The 15,024-nt window shown below is 58.4% G+C and carries 13 protein-coding genes; 8 read left to right on the top strand and 5 right to left on the bottom strand.

Going from position 1 to position 15,024, the window contains the following annotated elements:
* The first annotated feature begins 100 nt into the window (after positions 1 to 100).
* Genes AC0L8N_RS04280 through AC0L8N_RS04270 form a run of 3 tightly spaced genes read left to right on the top strand, consistent with a single transcriptional unit; the run spans position 101 to position 4,341 of the window.
* Positions 101 to 1,867: a diflavin oxidoreductase gene (locus tag AC0L8N_RS04280; RefSeq protein WP_473666337.1), complete on the top strand. Its 1,767-nt coding sequence runs from the start codon at positions 101 to 103 to the stop codon at positions 1,865 to 1,867.
* A gap of 9 nt (positions 1,868 to 1,876) precedes the next feature.
* On the top strand, positions 1,877 to 3,553 hold the full coding sequence (cysI, locus tag AC0L8N_RS04275; RefSeq protein WP_473666336.1) for an assimilatory sulfite reductase (NADPH) hemoprotein subunit: 1,677 nt from the start codon (positions 1,877 to 1,879) through the stop codon (positions 3,551 to 3,553).
* Positions 3,553 to 4,341, top strand: coding sequence for a phosphoadenylyl-sulfate reductase (locus AC0L8N_RS04270; RefSeq protein ID WP_473666335.1), 789 nt, complete (start codon positions 3,553 to 3,555; stop codon positions 4,339 to 4,341). The genes cysI and AC0L8N_RS04270 overlap by 1 nt, the downstream gene beginning before the upstream one ends.
* 10 nt (positions 4,342 to 4,351) lie before the next feature.
* Here the strand turns inward: AC0L8N_RS04270 and AC0L8N_RS04265 are convergent, their stop codons facing one another.
* Entirely contained in the window at positions 4,352 to 5,362 is a 1,011-nt protein-coding gene (locus AC0L8N_RS04265; protein ID WP_473666334.1) for a LysR substrate-binding domain-containing protein, read from the bottom strand.
* A gap of 315 nt (positions 5,363 to 5,677) precedes the next feature.
* Between AC0L8N_RS04265 and cysG the strand changes: the two genes are divergently transcribed.
* From cysG to AC0L8N_RS04250, 3 genes are all read left to right on the top strand, one after another.
* Positions 5,678 to 7,117, top strand: coding sequence for a siroheme synthase CysG (gene cysG, locus AC0L8N_RS04260; protein WP_473666333.1), 1,440 nt, complete (start codon positions 5,678 to 5,680; stop codon positions 7,115 to 7,117).
* A 68-nt stretch (positions 7,118 to 7,185) separates the two neighbouring features.
* The gene (locus AC0L8N_RS04255; RefSeq protein WP_473666332.1) at positions 7,186 to 7,374 is read left to right on the top strand and encodes a hypothetical protein; all 189 of its coding nucleotides are present in this window, start codon (positions 7,186 to 7,188) and stop codon (positions 7,372 to 7,374) included.
* A 41-nt stretch (positions 7,375 to 7,415) separates the two neighbouring features.
* Positions 7,416 to 7,640, top strand: coding sequence for a DUF2835 domain-containing protein (locus tag AC0L8N_RS04250; RefSeq protein ID WP_473666331.1), 225 nt, complete (start codon positions 7,416 to 7,418; stop codon positions 7,638 to 7,640).
* Between the two features lie 49 nt (positions 7,641 to 7,689).
* On the opposite strand, the gene AC0L8N_RS04245 is transcribed toward AC0L8N_RS04250, so the two are convergent.
* The 3 genes from AC0L8N_RS04245 to AC0L8N_RS04235 are packed head-to-tail and all read right to left on the bottom strand — an operon-like array spanning position 7,690 to position 10,601.
* Positions 7,690 to 8,136, bottom strand: coding sequence for a DUF6524 family protein (locus tag AC0L8N_RS04245; RefSeq protein ID WP_473666330.1), 447 nt, complete (start codon positions 8,134 to 8,136; stop codon positions 7,690 to 7,692).
* A 33-nt stretch (positions 8,137 to 8,169) separates the two neighbouring features.
* Positions 8,170 to 9,195, bottom strand: a complete 1,026-nt coding sequence (locus tag AC0L8N_RS04240; protein WP_473666329.1) for a DUF3187 family protein — start codon at positions 9,193 to 9,195, stop codon at positions 8,170 to 8,172.
* Positions 9,192 to 10,601, bottom strand: a complete 1,410-nt coding sequence (locus AC0L8N_RS04235) for a M20 family metallopeptidase (protein WP_473666328.1) — start codon at positions 10,599 to 10,601, stop codon at positions 9,192 to 9,194. Before AC0L8N_RS04235 ends, AC0L8N_RS04240 begins: the two co-directional genes overlap by 4 nt.
* A gap of 207 nt (positions 10,602 to 10,808) precedes the next feature.
* Between AC0L8N_RS04235 and AC0L8N_RS04230 the strand changes: the two genes are divergently transcribed.
* Entirely contained in the window at positions 10,809 to 11,216 is a 408-nt protein-coding gene (locus AC0L8N_RS04230) for a hypothetical protein (RefSeq protein ID WP_473666327.1), read from the top strand.
* A gap of 13 nt (positions 11,217 to 11,229) precedes the next feature.
* Here the strand turns inward: AC0L8N_RS04230 and AC0L8N_RS04225 are convergent, their stop codons facing one another.
* Positions 11,230 to 12,993: an amidohydrolase gene (locus AC0L8N_RS04225; RefSeq protein ID WP_473666326.1), complete on the bottom strand. Its 1,764-nt coding sequence runs from the start codon at positions 12,991 to 12,993 to the stop codon at positions 11,230 to 11,232.
* A gap of 191 nt (positions 12,994 to 13,184) precedes the next feature.
* Between AC0L8N_RS04225 and AC0L8N_RS04220 the strand changes: the two genes are divergently transcribed.
* Positions 13,185 to 15,023, top strand: a complete 1,839-nt coding sequence (locus tag AC0L8N_RS04220; RefSeq protein ID WP_473666325.1) for an NAD(P)-binding protein — start codon at positions 13,185 to 13,187, stop codon at positions 15,021 to 15,023.
* The last annotated feature ends 1 nt before the right edge of the window (position 15,024 follow it).

The raw sequence follows: 15,024 nt of genomic DNA, 5'->3' as shown, positions 1-15,024 counted from the left end.
CGCGTATAGCTCGCAGTTATGTCGCGATAAGAACTCGGTTATTCACCTGGACCGCTGCAGCCTATAGCGTCGCCTCTGAAATCCGCTCCGGGAAAGCACCATGAGTTCAGCGCAACAGGCCTTGATCAATCCGCCATTGGCGGCCAACGAACAGCAGCAATTGCAAACGGCGATCGCCGGTTTCGACCGCGACCAGTTGCTGTGGTCCAGCGGCTATCTGGCCGGACTTGCGGGTGGTACGGCATTGCCACAGGACGTACCGGAGGCTACCGCAGTCGCGGATGTCTGGAATATTTACTACGCCACGGAAACCGGCAACAGCCGTCGTGTGGCGGAGTCGCTGGCGGAAAATGCGCGTGACGCCGGGCTGGCGGTTGAGGTGCTGGATTTGCGCGACGTGAAGCCCAAGTCGCTCGCACGGGTGAGTCGCGCGTTGTTCGTCGTGGCAACGCACGGTGTGGGTGAGCCGCCGGACGGTTCGGAACTGTTCTTCGAATACTGGTTTGGCAAGCGGGCACCGTCGCTGTCCGGACTGAGTTATTCAGTGCTCGCACTTGGCGATTCAAGTTACGCTGACTTTTGCCTGATGGGTCAGCGCTTCGATGAACGCTTGGCGGAACTCGGTGCCAAGGCCATCGCCGGCCGAGTTGATTGCGATCTGGATTACGACGCGCCAGCGGCCAATTGGACGCGTTCCGTCATCGACAAAGCCGCGGCGGAAACGCCTCCGGTCGCGGCAACGCGTTTGCGCGCTGTAGAAAACAAGCCGCGCGTTTCCCGTGAGCGGCCGTATCAGGCCGACATTCTCACCGACCAGATCATTACCGGCCCGGGTTCCAGCAAAGCGGTGCATCACATTGAACTCGACATTGAAGAGGCTGGCGTCAGTTACGCGCCCGGTGATTCGCTCGGCATTATCGCGAAGAACCCACCGCCGCTGGTTGATGCGGTGCTGAAAGCCACCGGCCTGTCAGCCGATGCGGCGGTCAATCTGGGCGGTGCAGATCTGCCATTGTCCGAAGTACTGAGCGCGCACAAGGAAATCAGTGTGCTTAGCAAGCCGTTGTTGACGCATCTCGCCAACGACCACGCCGAGATTGCCGGCGTACTCGACGACCGGGATACGCTCAACCGTTGGTTCAAAACCCGCCAGGTAATTGATGCAGTCAGCGACTACCCGTTGCAGTGGGAGGCGCAGGAGTTTGTCGATCAGCTGCGGAGTTTAACCCCACGGTTGTACTCCATCGCATCGAGTCCGGATGCGAACCCGGGTGAAGTTCACCTCACGGTGGCACAGGTTCGTTACCAGCTGTATGGCCGCGATCACTGGGGGGCTGCATCAAACTTCTTGACCGCCGGACACGAGTCGGCACCGGTCTACGTTGAGCGCAATGATCATTTCCGTCTGCCGCAGGATTCCAGTACGCCGATCATCATGATCGGTGCCGGCACGGGCGTTGCCCCTTATCGTGCCTTCGTCGAGCACCGTCGGGAACTGGGCCACAGTGGCGATAACTGGCTGATCTACGGTGACCGACACTTCGCCAGTGATTTCCTGTATCAACTGGAGTGGTTGCGCTACCGGAAGGACGGAATTCTGTCGCGCCTTGATGTCGCGTTCTCCCGCGATCAGGCAGACAAGATCTACGTGCAACACCGTATCGCCGAGCAGGCCGGGACATTGTGGGCCTGGCTGCAGCGCGGTGCACACGTCTACGTTTGCGGTGATGCCGACTACATGGCGAATGACGTACATCTCGCATTGTTGAACGTATTTGAAACGCAGGGCGGATTGACGCCGGAGCAAGCAATCGAATCAGTGGCTGAATTGAAAACAGCCGGCCGCTATCAACGTGACGTGTACTGAGTGACTTTGATGAGCAAAGCAACGACAGAAAAACTGAGCCCGGTCGAGGGCATCAAGCAGCGCAGTAACTACTTGCGCGGCACAATTGTTGAAGGTCTTGCCGATGATGCGACTGGCGCATTGTCCGAGGATGACATCCAGCTGACCAAGTACCACGGCTTTTATCAGCAGGACGACCGTGACCTGCGCGCCGAACGCCAGCGCCGCAAACTCGAACCGCTGTATAGCTTCATGATTCGCATTCGCATGGCTGGTGGGGTCGCGACGGCAAAGCAATGGTTGCAGCTTGATGATATTGCCGGTGCGTACTCCAACAACACCCTGCGTTTGACAACCCGTCAGACCTTCCAGTTTCACGCCGTTATCAAACGCGACCTGAAACCGACGATGCGCAGCATCAACGACGCATTGCTGGACACCATTGCAGCCTGCGGCGACGTCAATCGCAACGTAATGTGCACCTCGCTCCCGGAGCAGAGCCCATTCCATGCGACGGCCTACGCCAAAGCAAAAGAGATCAGCGAACACCTGTTGCCAAAGACCCGTGCGTATCACGAGATATGGCTCGACGGAAAACGGGTCGAAGGTGGCGAAGATTACGAGCCGGTTTATGGCACCACCTACCTGCCGCGCAAGTTCAAGATAGGTGTGGTGATCCCGCCGTCGAACGATATCGATATTTTTTCGCAAGACCTCGGGTTCATTGCCATTGAGAAAGACGGCAAGCTGATCGGTTTCAACGTCACTGTCGGTGGCGGTCTGGGTATGTCGCACGGCGAGCCGGAAACCTACCCTCGGGTTGCCGATGTCATCGGCTTTTGCACACCGGAACAGGCGGTTACCGTCGCTGAGCACGTCGTCGCGTTGCAACGCGACTTTGGTGATCGTACCAATCGCAAGCACGCGCGCCTGAAGTACACGATCGATGATCGTGGTCTGGACTGGTTCACGGAAGAGTTATCGCGACGCCTGGGTTTCGCGCTCGCGCCGGCAGCTGAATTTCGTTTTACCAGCCGCGGTGATCGTTTTGGCTGGCAGCAGGATTTACGCGGGCTTTGGCATTTGTGCCTGTTCATTCCTGAGGGCAGGGTTCTGGATAACGAGCACGCGAGCGTGCGTTCGGGTCTCAGGGCTGTTGCCGCAACTGATCGTGTGGAGTTCCGGGTTACCGCCAATCAGAACCTGATCATCAGCAACATCAAGGCAGACGACAAAGCACTGATTGAGAAACTGCTCGCGGAGCACGGTATCGACAAGCTGCAGCACATCACACCGCTGCGGCAACAGGCGCTGGCCTGTGTCGCTTTGCCTACCTGTGGACTGGCTATGGCCGAAGCGGAACGTTATCTCAATGACTTCGTCAGTCAGACTGATGCATTGCTGGAGAAAAACGGTCTGGCGAACGAGCCGATCTCGCTGCGTATCACGGGCTGCCCGAACGGCTGCGCGCGTCCTTATCTGGCGGAGATTGCGTTAGTCGGTCGCGCGCCCGGACACTACAGTCTGTTTCTCGGCGGCGATCCGTTCGGCTACCGACTCAATCGGCTGGTGCACGAGAATGCAGATGAGACAACGTTGCTCGATACCCTGAATCACTGGTTCGACCGTTTCGCGCGGGAGCGCCAGAATGCAGAGCCGTTTGGAGATTTTGTACATCGCCTGCTGCCAGCCGGGGGCTCTGCCTGATGTCAGTTTCCGCGCTCAAAAATCAGGTGGTGGATTCCGCGGATTCGGCAACGGAGCGCTACGAGGCGTTCGGGCCACAGGCAACTCGCGCCGCATCGCGCGAATTTTGCAATCGCAAGTTCGCTGGAATGACGGCGGCAGAACGGGTTCGCTGGTCTTTGGAACACCTGCCAGCGAATCACGTGATCTCGTCCAGCTTTGGCGCTCAGTCAGCAGTGATGCTGCACTTGCTAACGCAGGAAATGCCGGATATTCCGGTCGTGGTTGTCGATACGGGTTACCTGTTTCCGGAAACCTACCGGTTCATCGACGATATGCAGGCGCGTCTTAACCTGAATTTGCGCGTCTACCGGGCATCGGTATCACCGGCGTGGCAGGAAGCGCGGCACGGCGAACGCTGGCTGCAAGGCCGCGCTGGGATAGAAGCCTACAACAACGAAGTGAAAGTCGAACCGATGAAGCGTGCATTGCGGGATTTGTCAGTCGGTACCTGGTACGCAGGTTTGCGCCGTTCACAATCGAGCAGTCGCACTGAGCAGGCATTTATCGAATGGGCGGGCGAACGTGTGAAAGTGCATCCAATTGCCGACTGGACTGATCGCGATGTTTATCAGTACCTGCAAGCGCATGACTTGCCGTATCACCCGCTATGGGAAAAAGGCTATGTCAGCATCGGCGACCATCATACAACCCGGCCACTCGGCGAAGCGGGCAGCACAGAAGAAACCCGCTTCTTCGGGCTGAAAAGAGAGTGTGGCCTGCACGAAATTGACCTGAATTCGGTCTGACCAAGCCCGCTCAGGCCGCGACTGAAAGCCCCTTCGTGCAACCATTGTTCAGCGGCAATGGAATGTTTGCGGCCAGTTCGTCGACTTCCTGCTGTGAGCCTGCCGTTGCTGCCAGCTCGATGTCGTGCACGGGCCAGTGCGGTGCGAACAAGGCAATGAATTCACGCATGTAGCCGCGCAACACCCGGTCGCGTGGAATGCCAAGCCAGGTAGTCACTTGTGGAAACAAACCACTGGCGGAAATGGCGTTGAGGTCTTTGGTGTCATCGCATTGCAGTGCCATCGGTGCGATTACGCCCACACCCATGCCCATTCTGACGTAGGTCTTGATCACGTCGGCGTCGCGGGCCGTGAAGACGACGGTCGGTTCGAGACCCTCGTCCTTGAACGCGCGCAGGAACGACGACTCGCGGGTTGAACTGAAAACGTAGGTGATCAGCGGGTGATCGGCGAGTTTCGGCAAGGTCATATCGGCGGCTTCTTTGACCAGGGGGTGGTCTTTCGGTGTCAGCACGATGCGGTCCCAGCGGAAGCACGGCAGCATGTTCATTTCCGGGAACAGTTCGCGTGACTCGGTGGCAATGGCGAAGTCCGCACGGCCTTCGGCGATTAACGCTGCAATTTGTTCCGACGTACCCTGGTGCAACTCGAGATTGACCTTCGGGAAGCGTTCGTGAAATTCGCGAATTACGTCGGGGAGCACATAACGAGCCTGCGTATGGGTAGTGGCAATCGACAGAGTGCCTTCCTGCTCCGCCACCAGATCGCGGCCGAGACTGCGGATATTGTCCACGTCACGGGTGATCTTGCGTGCGTACTCGACGACAGTGCGGCCTGCCGGGGTCAGCGCACTGAGGACTTTGCCTTTGCGGGAGAAGAGCTGCACGCCGACCTCCTGCTCAAGCTGCCGCAATTGTTTGCTGATGCCCGGCTGGCTGGTGAACAGGTGTTCGGCCGCCGCCGTGATATTGAGCCCGTTGTCGACGACTCCCAGCAAATACTTGAGCTGCTTAAGGGTCATGCCTTTCTCCTGGCCGCTGGGGCCGGTTTGTAGCTGCAAAAAAAAGGCCGCTCATCCAAGTCGGTTGAGCGGCCCATTACCAAATCCGAATTACGACTAGTGTGCGCGCCGGATCGCCGCCTGAATATTCTGGCAGCAACACATCAATGGAGTCGGGCGGAGGGCGGTGGTTGGTCGCATGCCGGGATATAAACACCCGGAACTGGTGCTGTCAAACTATGCGGTATGCCGGTGCGTTATAGCGGCAGTCCTGAATGCTATTTCAGTTGCGCCGAAGCGGAGGCTAGGGTGCACCGAAGTTACCGGAATGCCGTCATGAATTACCTGCCGCTGTTTGTCGATCTGAAGAATCGCCCTTGCCTGATCGTTGGCGCCGGCGAGGTTGCCGCGCGCAAGGCCGCCCTGTTGCTGCGCGCGGGTGCTCAATTGCGGGTAGTGGCGCCAGCAGCGTGTTCCGAGATTCAACGGCTGCACCAAAATGGCCAGCTGAAATATGAAAAATCAATCTTTCGACCGTCGCAACTTGCTGGCCAGCGCCTGGTCATTGCCGCTACCGATAACCCAGAGCTGAACCGCGAGGTATTCGATGCGGCCCAGCATGCCGATGTACTGTGCAATGCCGTTGACGATCAAGAGCATTGCGACTTCATCTTGCCGGCGATTGTTGACCGTGATCCGGTGCTGCTTGCCTTTAGTACGGGTGGCGACGCACCGGTGCTGGCGCAGCGCCTGAAAAGCCAGCTCGAAGCCTGGTTGCCTGCACGGATAGGCACGCTGGCGCGCCGGGCCGGGCAGTGGCGCGGCCTCGTCAAGAAACGCTTCCCGACTATCGATGCGCGACGACGTTTCTGGCAGCGCTTCTTCGACGGCCCGATTGCTGCTGATCTGTTGGCGGGTCGTGACAGCAAGGCCGAGCGGACAATGCGTAAGGAACTGATCAGCGGTAAACCAGAACCGGTTTCCGGCAGTGCGTCGATTGTGGGCGCCGGTCCGGGTGATCCGGGGCTTATGACGTTGCGAGCACAACAACTGCTCAGCAATGCGGACGTCGTCTTGTACGACCGCCTCGTATCGCCGTTGATACTGGATATGGCTCGCAAGGAAGCGGTGCTGATCTCAGTGGGCAAAGAGGGTGGTGGGCCGAGCGTTCCGCAGGAAGTCATCACGGATTTGCTTTTGCAGCACGTGCGTGAGGGTAAACGGGTCTGCCGACTCAAAGGCGGCGATCCGTTCGTGTTTGGGCGCGGCGGTGAAGAAGCGGTAGCACTCGCCGATGCGGGGCTGCCGTTCGAAATTGTTCCGGGTATCTCTGCCGCTCTCGGTTGTGCGGCCTACAGCGGTATTCCACTCACGTTACGTGGCGTTAGTGCGAGCGTTACGTTCGCAACGGCGAGTTTGCAGACGGACGATGACCCGGACTGGGCGGTTCTGGCGCGGCCCGGCCAAACCCTGGCTCTCTACATGAGTCTGCAGCGCCTGCAGCATTGCAGCGCGGCACTGCTTCGCCATGGACTGCCAGCGTCGACGCCGGTTGCGCTGGTTTCGGAAGGTACGACACCGCAGCAACGGGTGGTGCGCGGAACCGTGGCGACGATCGCCGGGCTCGCGGGCGGCGTGCCTTCGCCGGCGATTTTGTTCGTTGGCGAGTCTGTGGCGTTGTCCGGGAAGCTGAGCTGGTTTGGCGCGGATCGCGGACCAGCGGTAGTAGCCGCCCGACCAGCGGCTGAGAATCGACGAACGGCGCTTTCGGCATGACGAACGACAGCGGCCGCCGCCAGGTGTTCGCATAGACTGACCGCTCGTAACACGTTCGTGGAGTTGTCATGTCAGACTCAAACAAGCCCCAGTTCCGGCCGCTAAGGCCGCCGCAACTAAAACCGGTCGGCGCCGCACCGTCTTCGTCAGCGGCAGAGCAGCCCGCTGACTGGCAAGTCAGCGACGAAGACGACTTCGGCACCGATCCTTACAACACGGCGGCACCGTTTGTCGCTGAGCGCTACCGAAAGTCGTAGACTGCGTGGCGGGGTTTGCCGTTGCAGAGTGCACACAGCCAGTGAATTTCGTCGTCGTACAGCTCGCCATCGACAGTGAGCGACTACTGCGCTTGTATCAGGGCAGTGCTCGTGTCGTGGTTGTCGTCGCGGAGAACGGCCAGACCGTGCGATTTCCGGCCAACATATTGCGGGAGCATGTCCGCCATGACGGCGTGCACGGTCGCTTTCGAATCGAGTTTGCCGAGAACGGCAAGTTCTCAGGCATGTCACGCATTCCACACTAGCTCGCTGGCCGGCGCGCAATAAGCCTTTAGTAGCCTACGCGAAACGCGTTCAGTCCTCGTCGACTTCGAGCTGGCCGGTAAGTCGGCGCCACATATGTGAGCCGGAGACACCTATCGTTAACAAGGCCGCGAGGCATACGAGGATAATCCAGGTAAGCGACGTTACGGAGTTGGCCGCCAGCAGGCCGAAGTCGGTTAACAGCCAGATCAATGCTGCGAAGAACGCGCTGCCGAGTACCATGCCCAGTGTGCCCAGAGATCGGAAACTGGCGACAAGGTATATCGTCCAGCCAATGACCAGCAATACCAGTACGAACACGTGCGGGGCACCGAGGGTGCTCGCTGCCAGCGCTTCCCTGATCCAGGCGAACACGGAGTAGCGCGTGGGATTGTAAGTGGCCATGACCAGCACGAGTGCAGCAATGAAGCGCAGGCCGAAGCCGGCAATCGTCAGGTCTGATGAGCGCGATGATTTGTCGTTGTTCTTGTCGGCCATTACGGACTCCGTGGTGTTGCTATCTTCGGTGAGCTACCGGTTTGCACGCGGCAGGTATTTCAATGACAGGCCAAACGTGACGTCGGGCGCGGTATCCACCCGAATATCTTCGCCCACGTTTATCGCCAGCTGCAAGTTCTCGGTCAGTTTAAGTGTGCCGCCGACGTTCAGTAATACAGCAGGGTCGCCCAGCATCTTGAGTTCAGAATCGTAAGCGGCACTGCGCATTGTGGCTTGCACTGACAGCGACAAACGAGGCAGCGCCTGCACGCTGAGTCCTGCAGCCGCCTGACCGATAAACGGTCTTGCGCGTGCGGCCAGATGATCTGGCTCGCCAACCAGAATGGCGTACAAGCGGTAAAACGAAGACCATCGTGCATTGCCGAACAGCATACTCCTGTCATTGACGTAGCCTATCGCCAGATCAAAATTGCCGCTGCCGGTCAAACGTTCGCTGCTGCCGGTCGGTACCTTGAGTGCAACGCGGAGTGCCGTTGCGCTGCTCTCACCGCGGTTCAGTTGCCAGCCAGCCAACAGCCGCAGGTCGCCGACCCCGCGCAGGTTTTGCTGATTGTCGAGCAGCAGGGTTCCATGGTCGGAATAGCGAAAATCGATTTGATCCTGTGCAACCAAATCGCGAAAGTTATTCGGAAAGCCAAACCAGCTGTGCCAGCGTTCTATGAAGTTGTCGAGGCCGCCGGACTCGTGCAGCAGATAAGGCAATTCCATGCCGAGACTGAGCCTGTCAGTAATGCCGAACTCCGCTTTCAGTGACAGCCGCGTGGTTTCACCATCGAACTGCAGAATCTCCTGACCGGCGGCACTTTGACTGGAGTGACTTGCTGTCGCTGCTGACCAATGCCATTCCGCTCGTCCGCGTTGCGCCAGCCAGGCACTTTCCTCGGCGTTCGCGAGACCGGTCGTGACGATCAGTGGCGAAAGGTCGGCATCGGGCAACGCCGTGGCATGGACCGGAGTCGCGAGCAGCAGGCAAGCAGCAATCAGCAGGCTGCTGGCCGAACTTGGGCGGGCAACGGTATTGATAGCGCTATTGCTCAACCGCGCTGACAGTGGTCTTCCAGGACCTGGGCAACGCAACAAGTCAGGCGCTTGCCGGTTGCTATGTGCAGGAACTCGTTCGGCCCGTGCGCATTTGAGTTGGGTCCCAGCAAGCCGGTGACCAGAAACTGTGCGTCGGGAAATTTCTCGCCGAGCATACCCATGAACGGAATGCTGCCGCCGGTTCCCATGTACATCGACGGCTTGTTGAAATAGTCGTTCGATGCACGTTGCATGGAGCTGGCCAGCCAGTCGGCAACGGGTGGTGCGTTCCAGCCGCCCATGGCGGACTCGATTTTGAAATGGGTCTTGCTGAACGGCGGTGGGTCCGCGTCGAGCACTTTTTTGACCGCTTCCGCGGCCTTGTCCGGTTCGCAGGTAGGCGGCAGACGGAACGACAGTTTCAGTGTCGTTCCCGGCAGCAGTACGTTGCCAGCGTTGCCAATGCTTGGCAGGCCATCAGCGCCCGTGATACTGAGCGTAGGCCGCCATGTGTTGTTCAACAGCAGTTCGTAGGGCGATTCGGCCGGCGTAGCGGAATCGTCAACCCACGGGAACTTGCGATAGACGGAATCCTGCAATACTTCGGCGGCCAATTGCGCCTGCTCAAGGCGGGCAGCGGGTATGTCGCTGTACAATTCATCAACCACCACTTTGCCGCTGTCTTCGTCTTCGATACGGCTGAGCAACTTGCGCAGTACGCGAAAGCTGGACGGTACGATGCCGCTGGCGCCGCCTGAGTGGACGCCTTCTGTCAGTACATCGACCTTCAGCGTGCCAACCAGATTTCCGCGTAGCGACGTGGTGCACCAGAACTGATCGTAGTTGCCGCATTCGGCGTCGAGACACACAACAAGACTGGGTTTGCCGATACGGCTTTCCAGTTTTTCGATGTAGTGTGGCAAATCGAAGCTGCCGCTTTCTTCGCAGCCCTCAATGACGATGACGCAGCGCGCATGCGGAATACCTTGCTCCTGCAAAGCGCGGATGGCGGTTAGCGAGCCGAACACGGCGTAGCCATCGTCAGCGCCGCCGCGACCGTACAACTTGCCATCGCGAATGACGGCTTTCCACGGTTCCAGACCGTCTTTCCAGCCGCTGAATTCCGGCTGCTTGTCGTAGTGGCCATAGAGCAGGACGTCGTCGTCGATATCGCCCGGCACTTCGATGAACAACAGTGGTGTGCGCCCCTTGATACGCACGACCTCAACCTGCATGCCCTTGATCGGCTGCTCGCGACACCAGGCTTCCAGCATCGCGATCGCGTCGTCCATGTAGCCGTGTTTTTCCCAGTCGGGGTCGAAGCCCGGCGATTTATTGGGCACTTCAATGTAACGACTCAGTTGCGGAATGATGGAGTCGTCCCACATCGCATTGACAAACTGGCTGGTTTTTTCGCGGTCCATAAGGTCGTGTCCTTAGGCAAAATTAGGGTGGCGCGGGGCCGACAGGCGCTGATTGTGACAGACCAGGCAGCGGAGTTCAGCCCTGCAGCAAGGGAGAAACCTGCTCGGTCGATGTGCCAGTGCAGCCGTCTCGCCTCGAGATAGTGGCGCTTGGGGCCGCGTCCATATCATCTGAAAGCGTATTCGCGCGGCAAAGGCTCGGCCTGAATGGCAAAATGCCGTCACCATGATGTGTTTCGGTTCAGGCAACAGGTATCGCGCAGCGCCACTATGAACGGTATAGCGAAAGTCGTCTTGCTGGCCGTGCCCATCGGCTTGTTCCTGTTGTTGTTTGACGTATCGTTTAATCCGGAGTTTGCCTTGCCGGGTGAGGTCAACGTGGCAGACCCGGCACAGGAACAATTGTACGAGCAATGTTTTGCTGCCGAAGACGCGACCATACACGAGCAGGCGTTTGGCACTATCGACAACCCGGACGTGCAACGCGAATTTATTTCCATGCACCGCGAGGACGCGCGCGCCAGTTGCCGGCAGCGTTATCCGGAGCGGCTGGTGGCTTTGCACCACGGCTTGCGCTTCAACCTGTTCGATCTGCGCTACCGTTTCGGCGATTAGCGACGACTAGTGATTACTTGCGGCCATCGTAGACAAGCTTGCCGGCAACGATGGTCATCAGTGCTTTGCCATCCAGGAGACGGTGCGGGTCTTCCGCCGCCGTTTGAAACGGATCGATGGACAGCACAGTAATATCCGCCCATTTGCCGGCAGCTAACGTTCCAGTCAGATCCTCCCGCATGGAAGACCAGGCAGGCCAGCTTGTGTAAGCACGTACGGCTTCTTCGATAGACATGTTTTGTGCCGGATACCACCCTCCTGGTGGTTCGCCGTCGAGGTTCGTGCGGGTCACGGCCGAGTGCAGTCCATAGAAAATATCGAAGTCAGTGCCGCTCAGGTCGGAATTGAATATCAGGCCCGCGCCGTTCTCGCGCATCGTGCGCCAGGCGTAGCCGCCCAGTATGCGTCGCGGGCCGACCCGTTCTTCGGCCCACGGACTGTCTTCGACGGCGTGGCCGGGTTCCATCGAAGCAACCAGGTTCAATTCGCCGAAGCGCGCAAAATCATCGGGATGAACAATTTGTGCGTGTTCCACCCGATGCCGGAGCCCGCGAGCAGCGGGATCGTTGCCAATGACCCGCTCGTAGAAATCCAGAACGGCGCGGTTGCCGCCGTCACCAATGGCATGAACACCGGCCTGGAATCCGGCAGCAATGGCTTCGGTAACCGCCTCTTCGGGAAAGCCATAAGCAGAACCGGCGATACCCTTGTGCCCGGGCATATCAGAGTAGTCGTCCAGCATGCTCGCACCACGCGAACCCAGTGAGCCGTCGTAATATGCTTTTACGCCGCGTACCTGAAAAAACGCTTCGCGATCTTGCGTTGGGCCTGTGCTAATCCATTGCTCGAGTAAGGGCATGTTTTCCGGACGCGCGGCTATCATGCCTTCAACGCGTATCGGCAACTCGCCAGCCTCGGCAAGTGCGACGTACGCGGGCATGTAGTCGGCGTAGATGCCAGCATGATGACCATTGACGTAGCCGGCTTCGGCAATTTCATTGAGGCCATGCAACAACATGCGCTTCTGCTGATCCAGGGTCGCTTCTGGCATCGCGTCGTAAATCATCGTCTGTGCGCGATTGAGAAACGCACCGGTCGGCTCCCCGTCACTGTCTTTGACGATGTCGCCACCCGAGGGCGATTCGGTTTCTGCAGTTATGCCGGCAATGTCCAGTGCACGTTGATTAACGACGATCGCGAAACCACGCCTTCCCTTGAGCATGACAGGGTGATCTGGTGCAGCCCGATCCAGCGCCGCCTTGCTTGGCAGTTGATCGGCCCACGCGCCTTCGTCCCAGCCGCCACCGACAACCCATTCACCCGCGGGTGTTTGCATCGCTCTCGCGCGGACGCGGCTTGCCATGTCTTCTATGGTCGTGACGCCGTTCAGGTCGACCCGTACAGCCATCTCTCCCAGTTCGTTGAAATGGCCGTGACTTTCGATGAGCCCCGGAATAACCGTGGCGCCGGCGAGATCAATTACCGTTGTTTCCGTGCCAGCCAGCTTGACGATGTCGGCGGTGTTGCCAACCCGTTGCACCAGTCCGTTCTTTACCGCGATAGCATCGGCATCCGGTTGCCATTGACCGTTGGCAAACGGTGCATTGGCCGCCGGCTTGCCTTGCGGATCCGGATCGTCCCAGTTGAGTGTGTAGACGCGCGCATTGGTGAGAACGAGATCGGCTGTCTCATCGGCGCTCACAGTGGGTTCGCCATTGCAGGCCGACAGCAGCGCGCCGAAGCCGCAAATGACAACCCAGAAAAAGTTTCTGCTCATGATTCGACCTGACCTTTGCAGGACATACGGCCACTCACTATAGCAGCGGACCGGATATCAGGTGACGACGCATAGGATTCGAATGAAACCATTGAGTTGGGTTTTACTTGGGAATTGAGAGCTTTTTTTGCTTCCGCCGATTTCGTACAGTGAAGGGCAGGCATGCGCAGGTTGTGCATGGGGGGGAGACAATGAGTGACAAGGTAACGCGACGCGATTTTCTGAACGGTACACAAATAGCGATTGGCGCATCGATGGTCGGGCCGTGGTCTGAGTTGTTGGCTGCGAGTGGTTCGCCGTTTGATCTTTCCAGTGACTACTATCCACCCGCAAAAACCGGGTTGCGCGGTAGCCACGATGGCGCGTGGGAAACCATGCACGCACGAGTAGCGGGTCGTGATTTCAAAGCACCTCGCCCCGACGAGAAATTCGATCTGGTTGTAGTCGGGGCTGGCATCAGCGGATTGTCTGCCGCGCATTTTTATCGCAAGGAAAAGCCCGATGCCCGGATTCTGATTATAGATAATCACGATGACTTCGGCGGTCACGCCAAACGCAATGAGTTTTCCATCAATGGCGAGACTCGCATCGGTTATGGCGGCACCGAGTCAATCGATACACCGTCGTCCTACAGCCAGGTTGCCAAAGACATGCTGGTCGATGTTGGCATCGACACGCAGAAGTTCTACAAGCTCTATCATCAGGAGCTGTATTCATCCATGGGGCTCGGCAAAGGTATTCTTTTCGACAAGGAAACCTATGGCGAGCAAAAGCTCGTTGGTGGCTACAACCGGATTCCGTGGCAGGAGTTTGCCGCGCAGACGCCGATGAATGACAAAGCGCGTGCAGATCTTATACGCGTGTGGACGGATGAACGGGATTACCTGCCGGGTCTTAGTCGCGACGAGAAAATCGCGAAGCTCAGCAAAATGAGCTACTACGCATTCCTGCGTGATCTGGTAAAGGTCGATCAACAGGTACTGGAAATGTACCGTCGCTGGGGCATGAGTTTCTGGTGTGTCGGTATCGACGAGATTCCAGCGACCTCCGTGCAATCGTACGACGGTGGTATGCCGGGCTTGACGCACACCTTGCCGCGCGTTGGCTATCGCGGTGATGAGCCGTATATTTTTCACTTCCCTGATGGCAATGCTTCGGTCGCGCGACTGCTGGTACGCAAGTTAATTCCGGATGCGGTGCCCGGCAGCACGATGGAAGATGTCGTTACCGCGCGGGTTGACTATTCTCAACTCGATCGCGAATCGCAAGGTACGCGTATTCGTCTGAACAGTACGGTCGTCAACGTCCGGCACACGGGTCGCAACGACAACGTGGATGTCACCTATGCACACGGCAATGACGTATACACCGTCCGTGCCGAGCGTTGCATCATGGCGTGCTACAACAGTGTGGTGCCTTACATCTGCCCCGAATTACCGGCCGAGCAGAAAGAGGGTCTTGCGTACAACGTCAAAGTGCCGCTGGTGTACACGAAAGTTCTGATACCAAACTGGCGGCCGTTCGCCGAACTCGGCCTTGATTTCGTGTACTACACGAACGACTTTTTCAAGCAGGTTGAACTGGACTACCCGGTGTCCATAGGTAACTACGAATTCGGCAAGACGCCGGACGATCCGATGGTCTTGCACATGTGCCATGTGAAGCACTTCCCTGACATTCAGGGACCGGAACAATGGCGGGCAGGACGCCGTCACTTGCTGGGGACGCCGTTCTCGGTCTACGAAGGACACGTCCGCGATCAGCTGGACCAGGCGCTGTCAGGTGCGGGCTTCGATGCCGAGCGCGACATTCACGCGATTACGGTCAATCGCTGGGCACACGGTTATTCGTACAGCAATGACTTGTTGTGGGAACCGGAATGGCCTGATCCGAAGCAGACGCCCTGGTACAAGGCGCGTCAGCCGCACGGTCGTATCACGATAGCGAATTCCGATGCCGGCGTGCAGGCGACCACCAACTCGGCCATCACCCAGGGTCATCGTGCCGTAACGGAAGCGTTGAAGAGCTGAG

The organism is Woeseia sp. D3-10 (genome assembly GCF_055809415.1).
This window is presented reverse-complemented; position numbering and strand designations above follow the sequence as displayed.

Excerpts from the sequence above, each read along its gene's own strand:
- AC0L8N_RS04230 (WP_473666327.1), top strand. The coding sequence starts at position 10,809 with ATGGCAAAATGCCGTCACCATGATGTGTTTCGGTTCAGGCAACAGGTA.
- AC0L8N_RS04280 (WP_473666337.1), top strand. The coding sequence starts at position 101 with ATGAGTTCAGCGCAACAGGCCTTGATCAATCCGCCATTGGCGGCCAAC.
- cysI (WP_473666336.1), top strand. The coding sequence starts at position 1,877 with ATGAGCAAAGCAACGACAGAAAAACTGAGCCCGGTCGAGGGCATCAAG.
- cysG (WP_473666333.1), top strand. The coding sequence starts at position 5,678 with ATGAATTACCTGCCGCTGTTTGTCGATCTGAAGAATCGCCCTTGCCTG.
- AC0L8N_RS04270 (WP_473666335.1), top strand. The coding sequence starts at position 3,553 with ATGTCAGTTTCCGCGCTCAAAAATCAGGTGGTGGATTCCGCGGATTCG.
- AC0L8N_RS04255 (WP_473666332.1), top strand. The coding sequence starts at position 7,186 with ATGTCAGACTCAAACAAGCCCCAGTTCCGGCCGCTAAGGCCGCCGCAA.
- AC0L8N_RS04235 (WP_473666328.1), bottom strand. The coding sequence starts at position 10,601 with ATGGACCGCGAAAAAACCAGCCAGTTTGTCAATGCGATGTGGGACGAC.
- AC0L8N_RS04225 (WP_473666326.1), bottom strand. The coding sequence starts at position 12,993 with ATGAGCAGAAACTTTTTCTGGGTTGTCATTTGCGGCTTCGGCGCGCTG.
- AC0L8N_RS04220 (WP_473666325.1), top strand. The coding sequence starts at position 13,185 with ATGAGTGACAAGGTAACGCGACGCGATTTTCTGAACGGTACACAAATA.
- AC0L8N_RS04265 (WP_473666334.1), bottom strand. The coding sequence starts at position 5,362 with ATGACCCTTAAGCAGCTCAAGTATTTGCTGGGAGTCGTCGACAACGGG.
- AC0L8N_RS04245 (WP_473666330.1), bottom strand. The coding sequence starts at position 8,136 with ATGGCCGACAAGAACAACGACAAATCATCGCGCTCATCAGACCTGACG.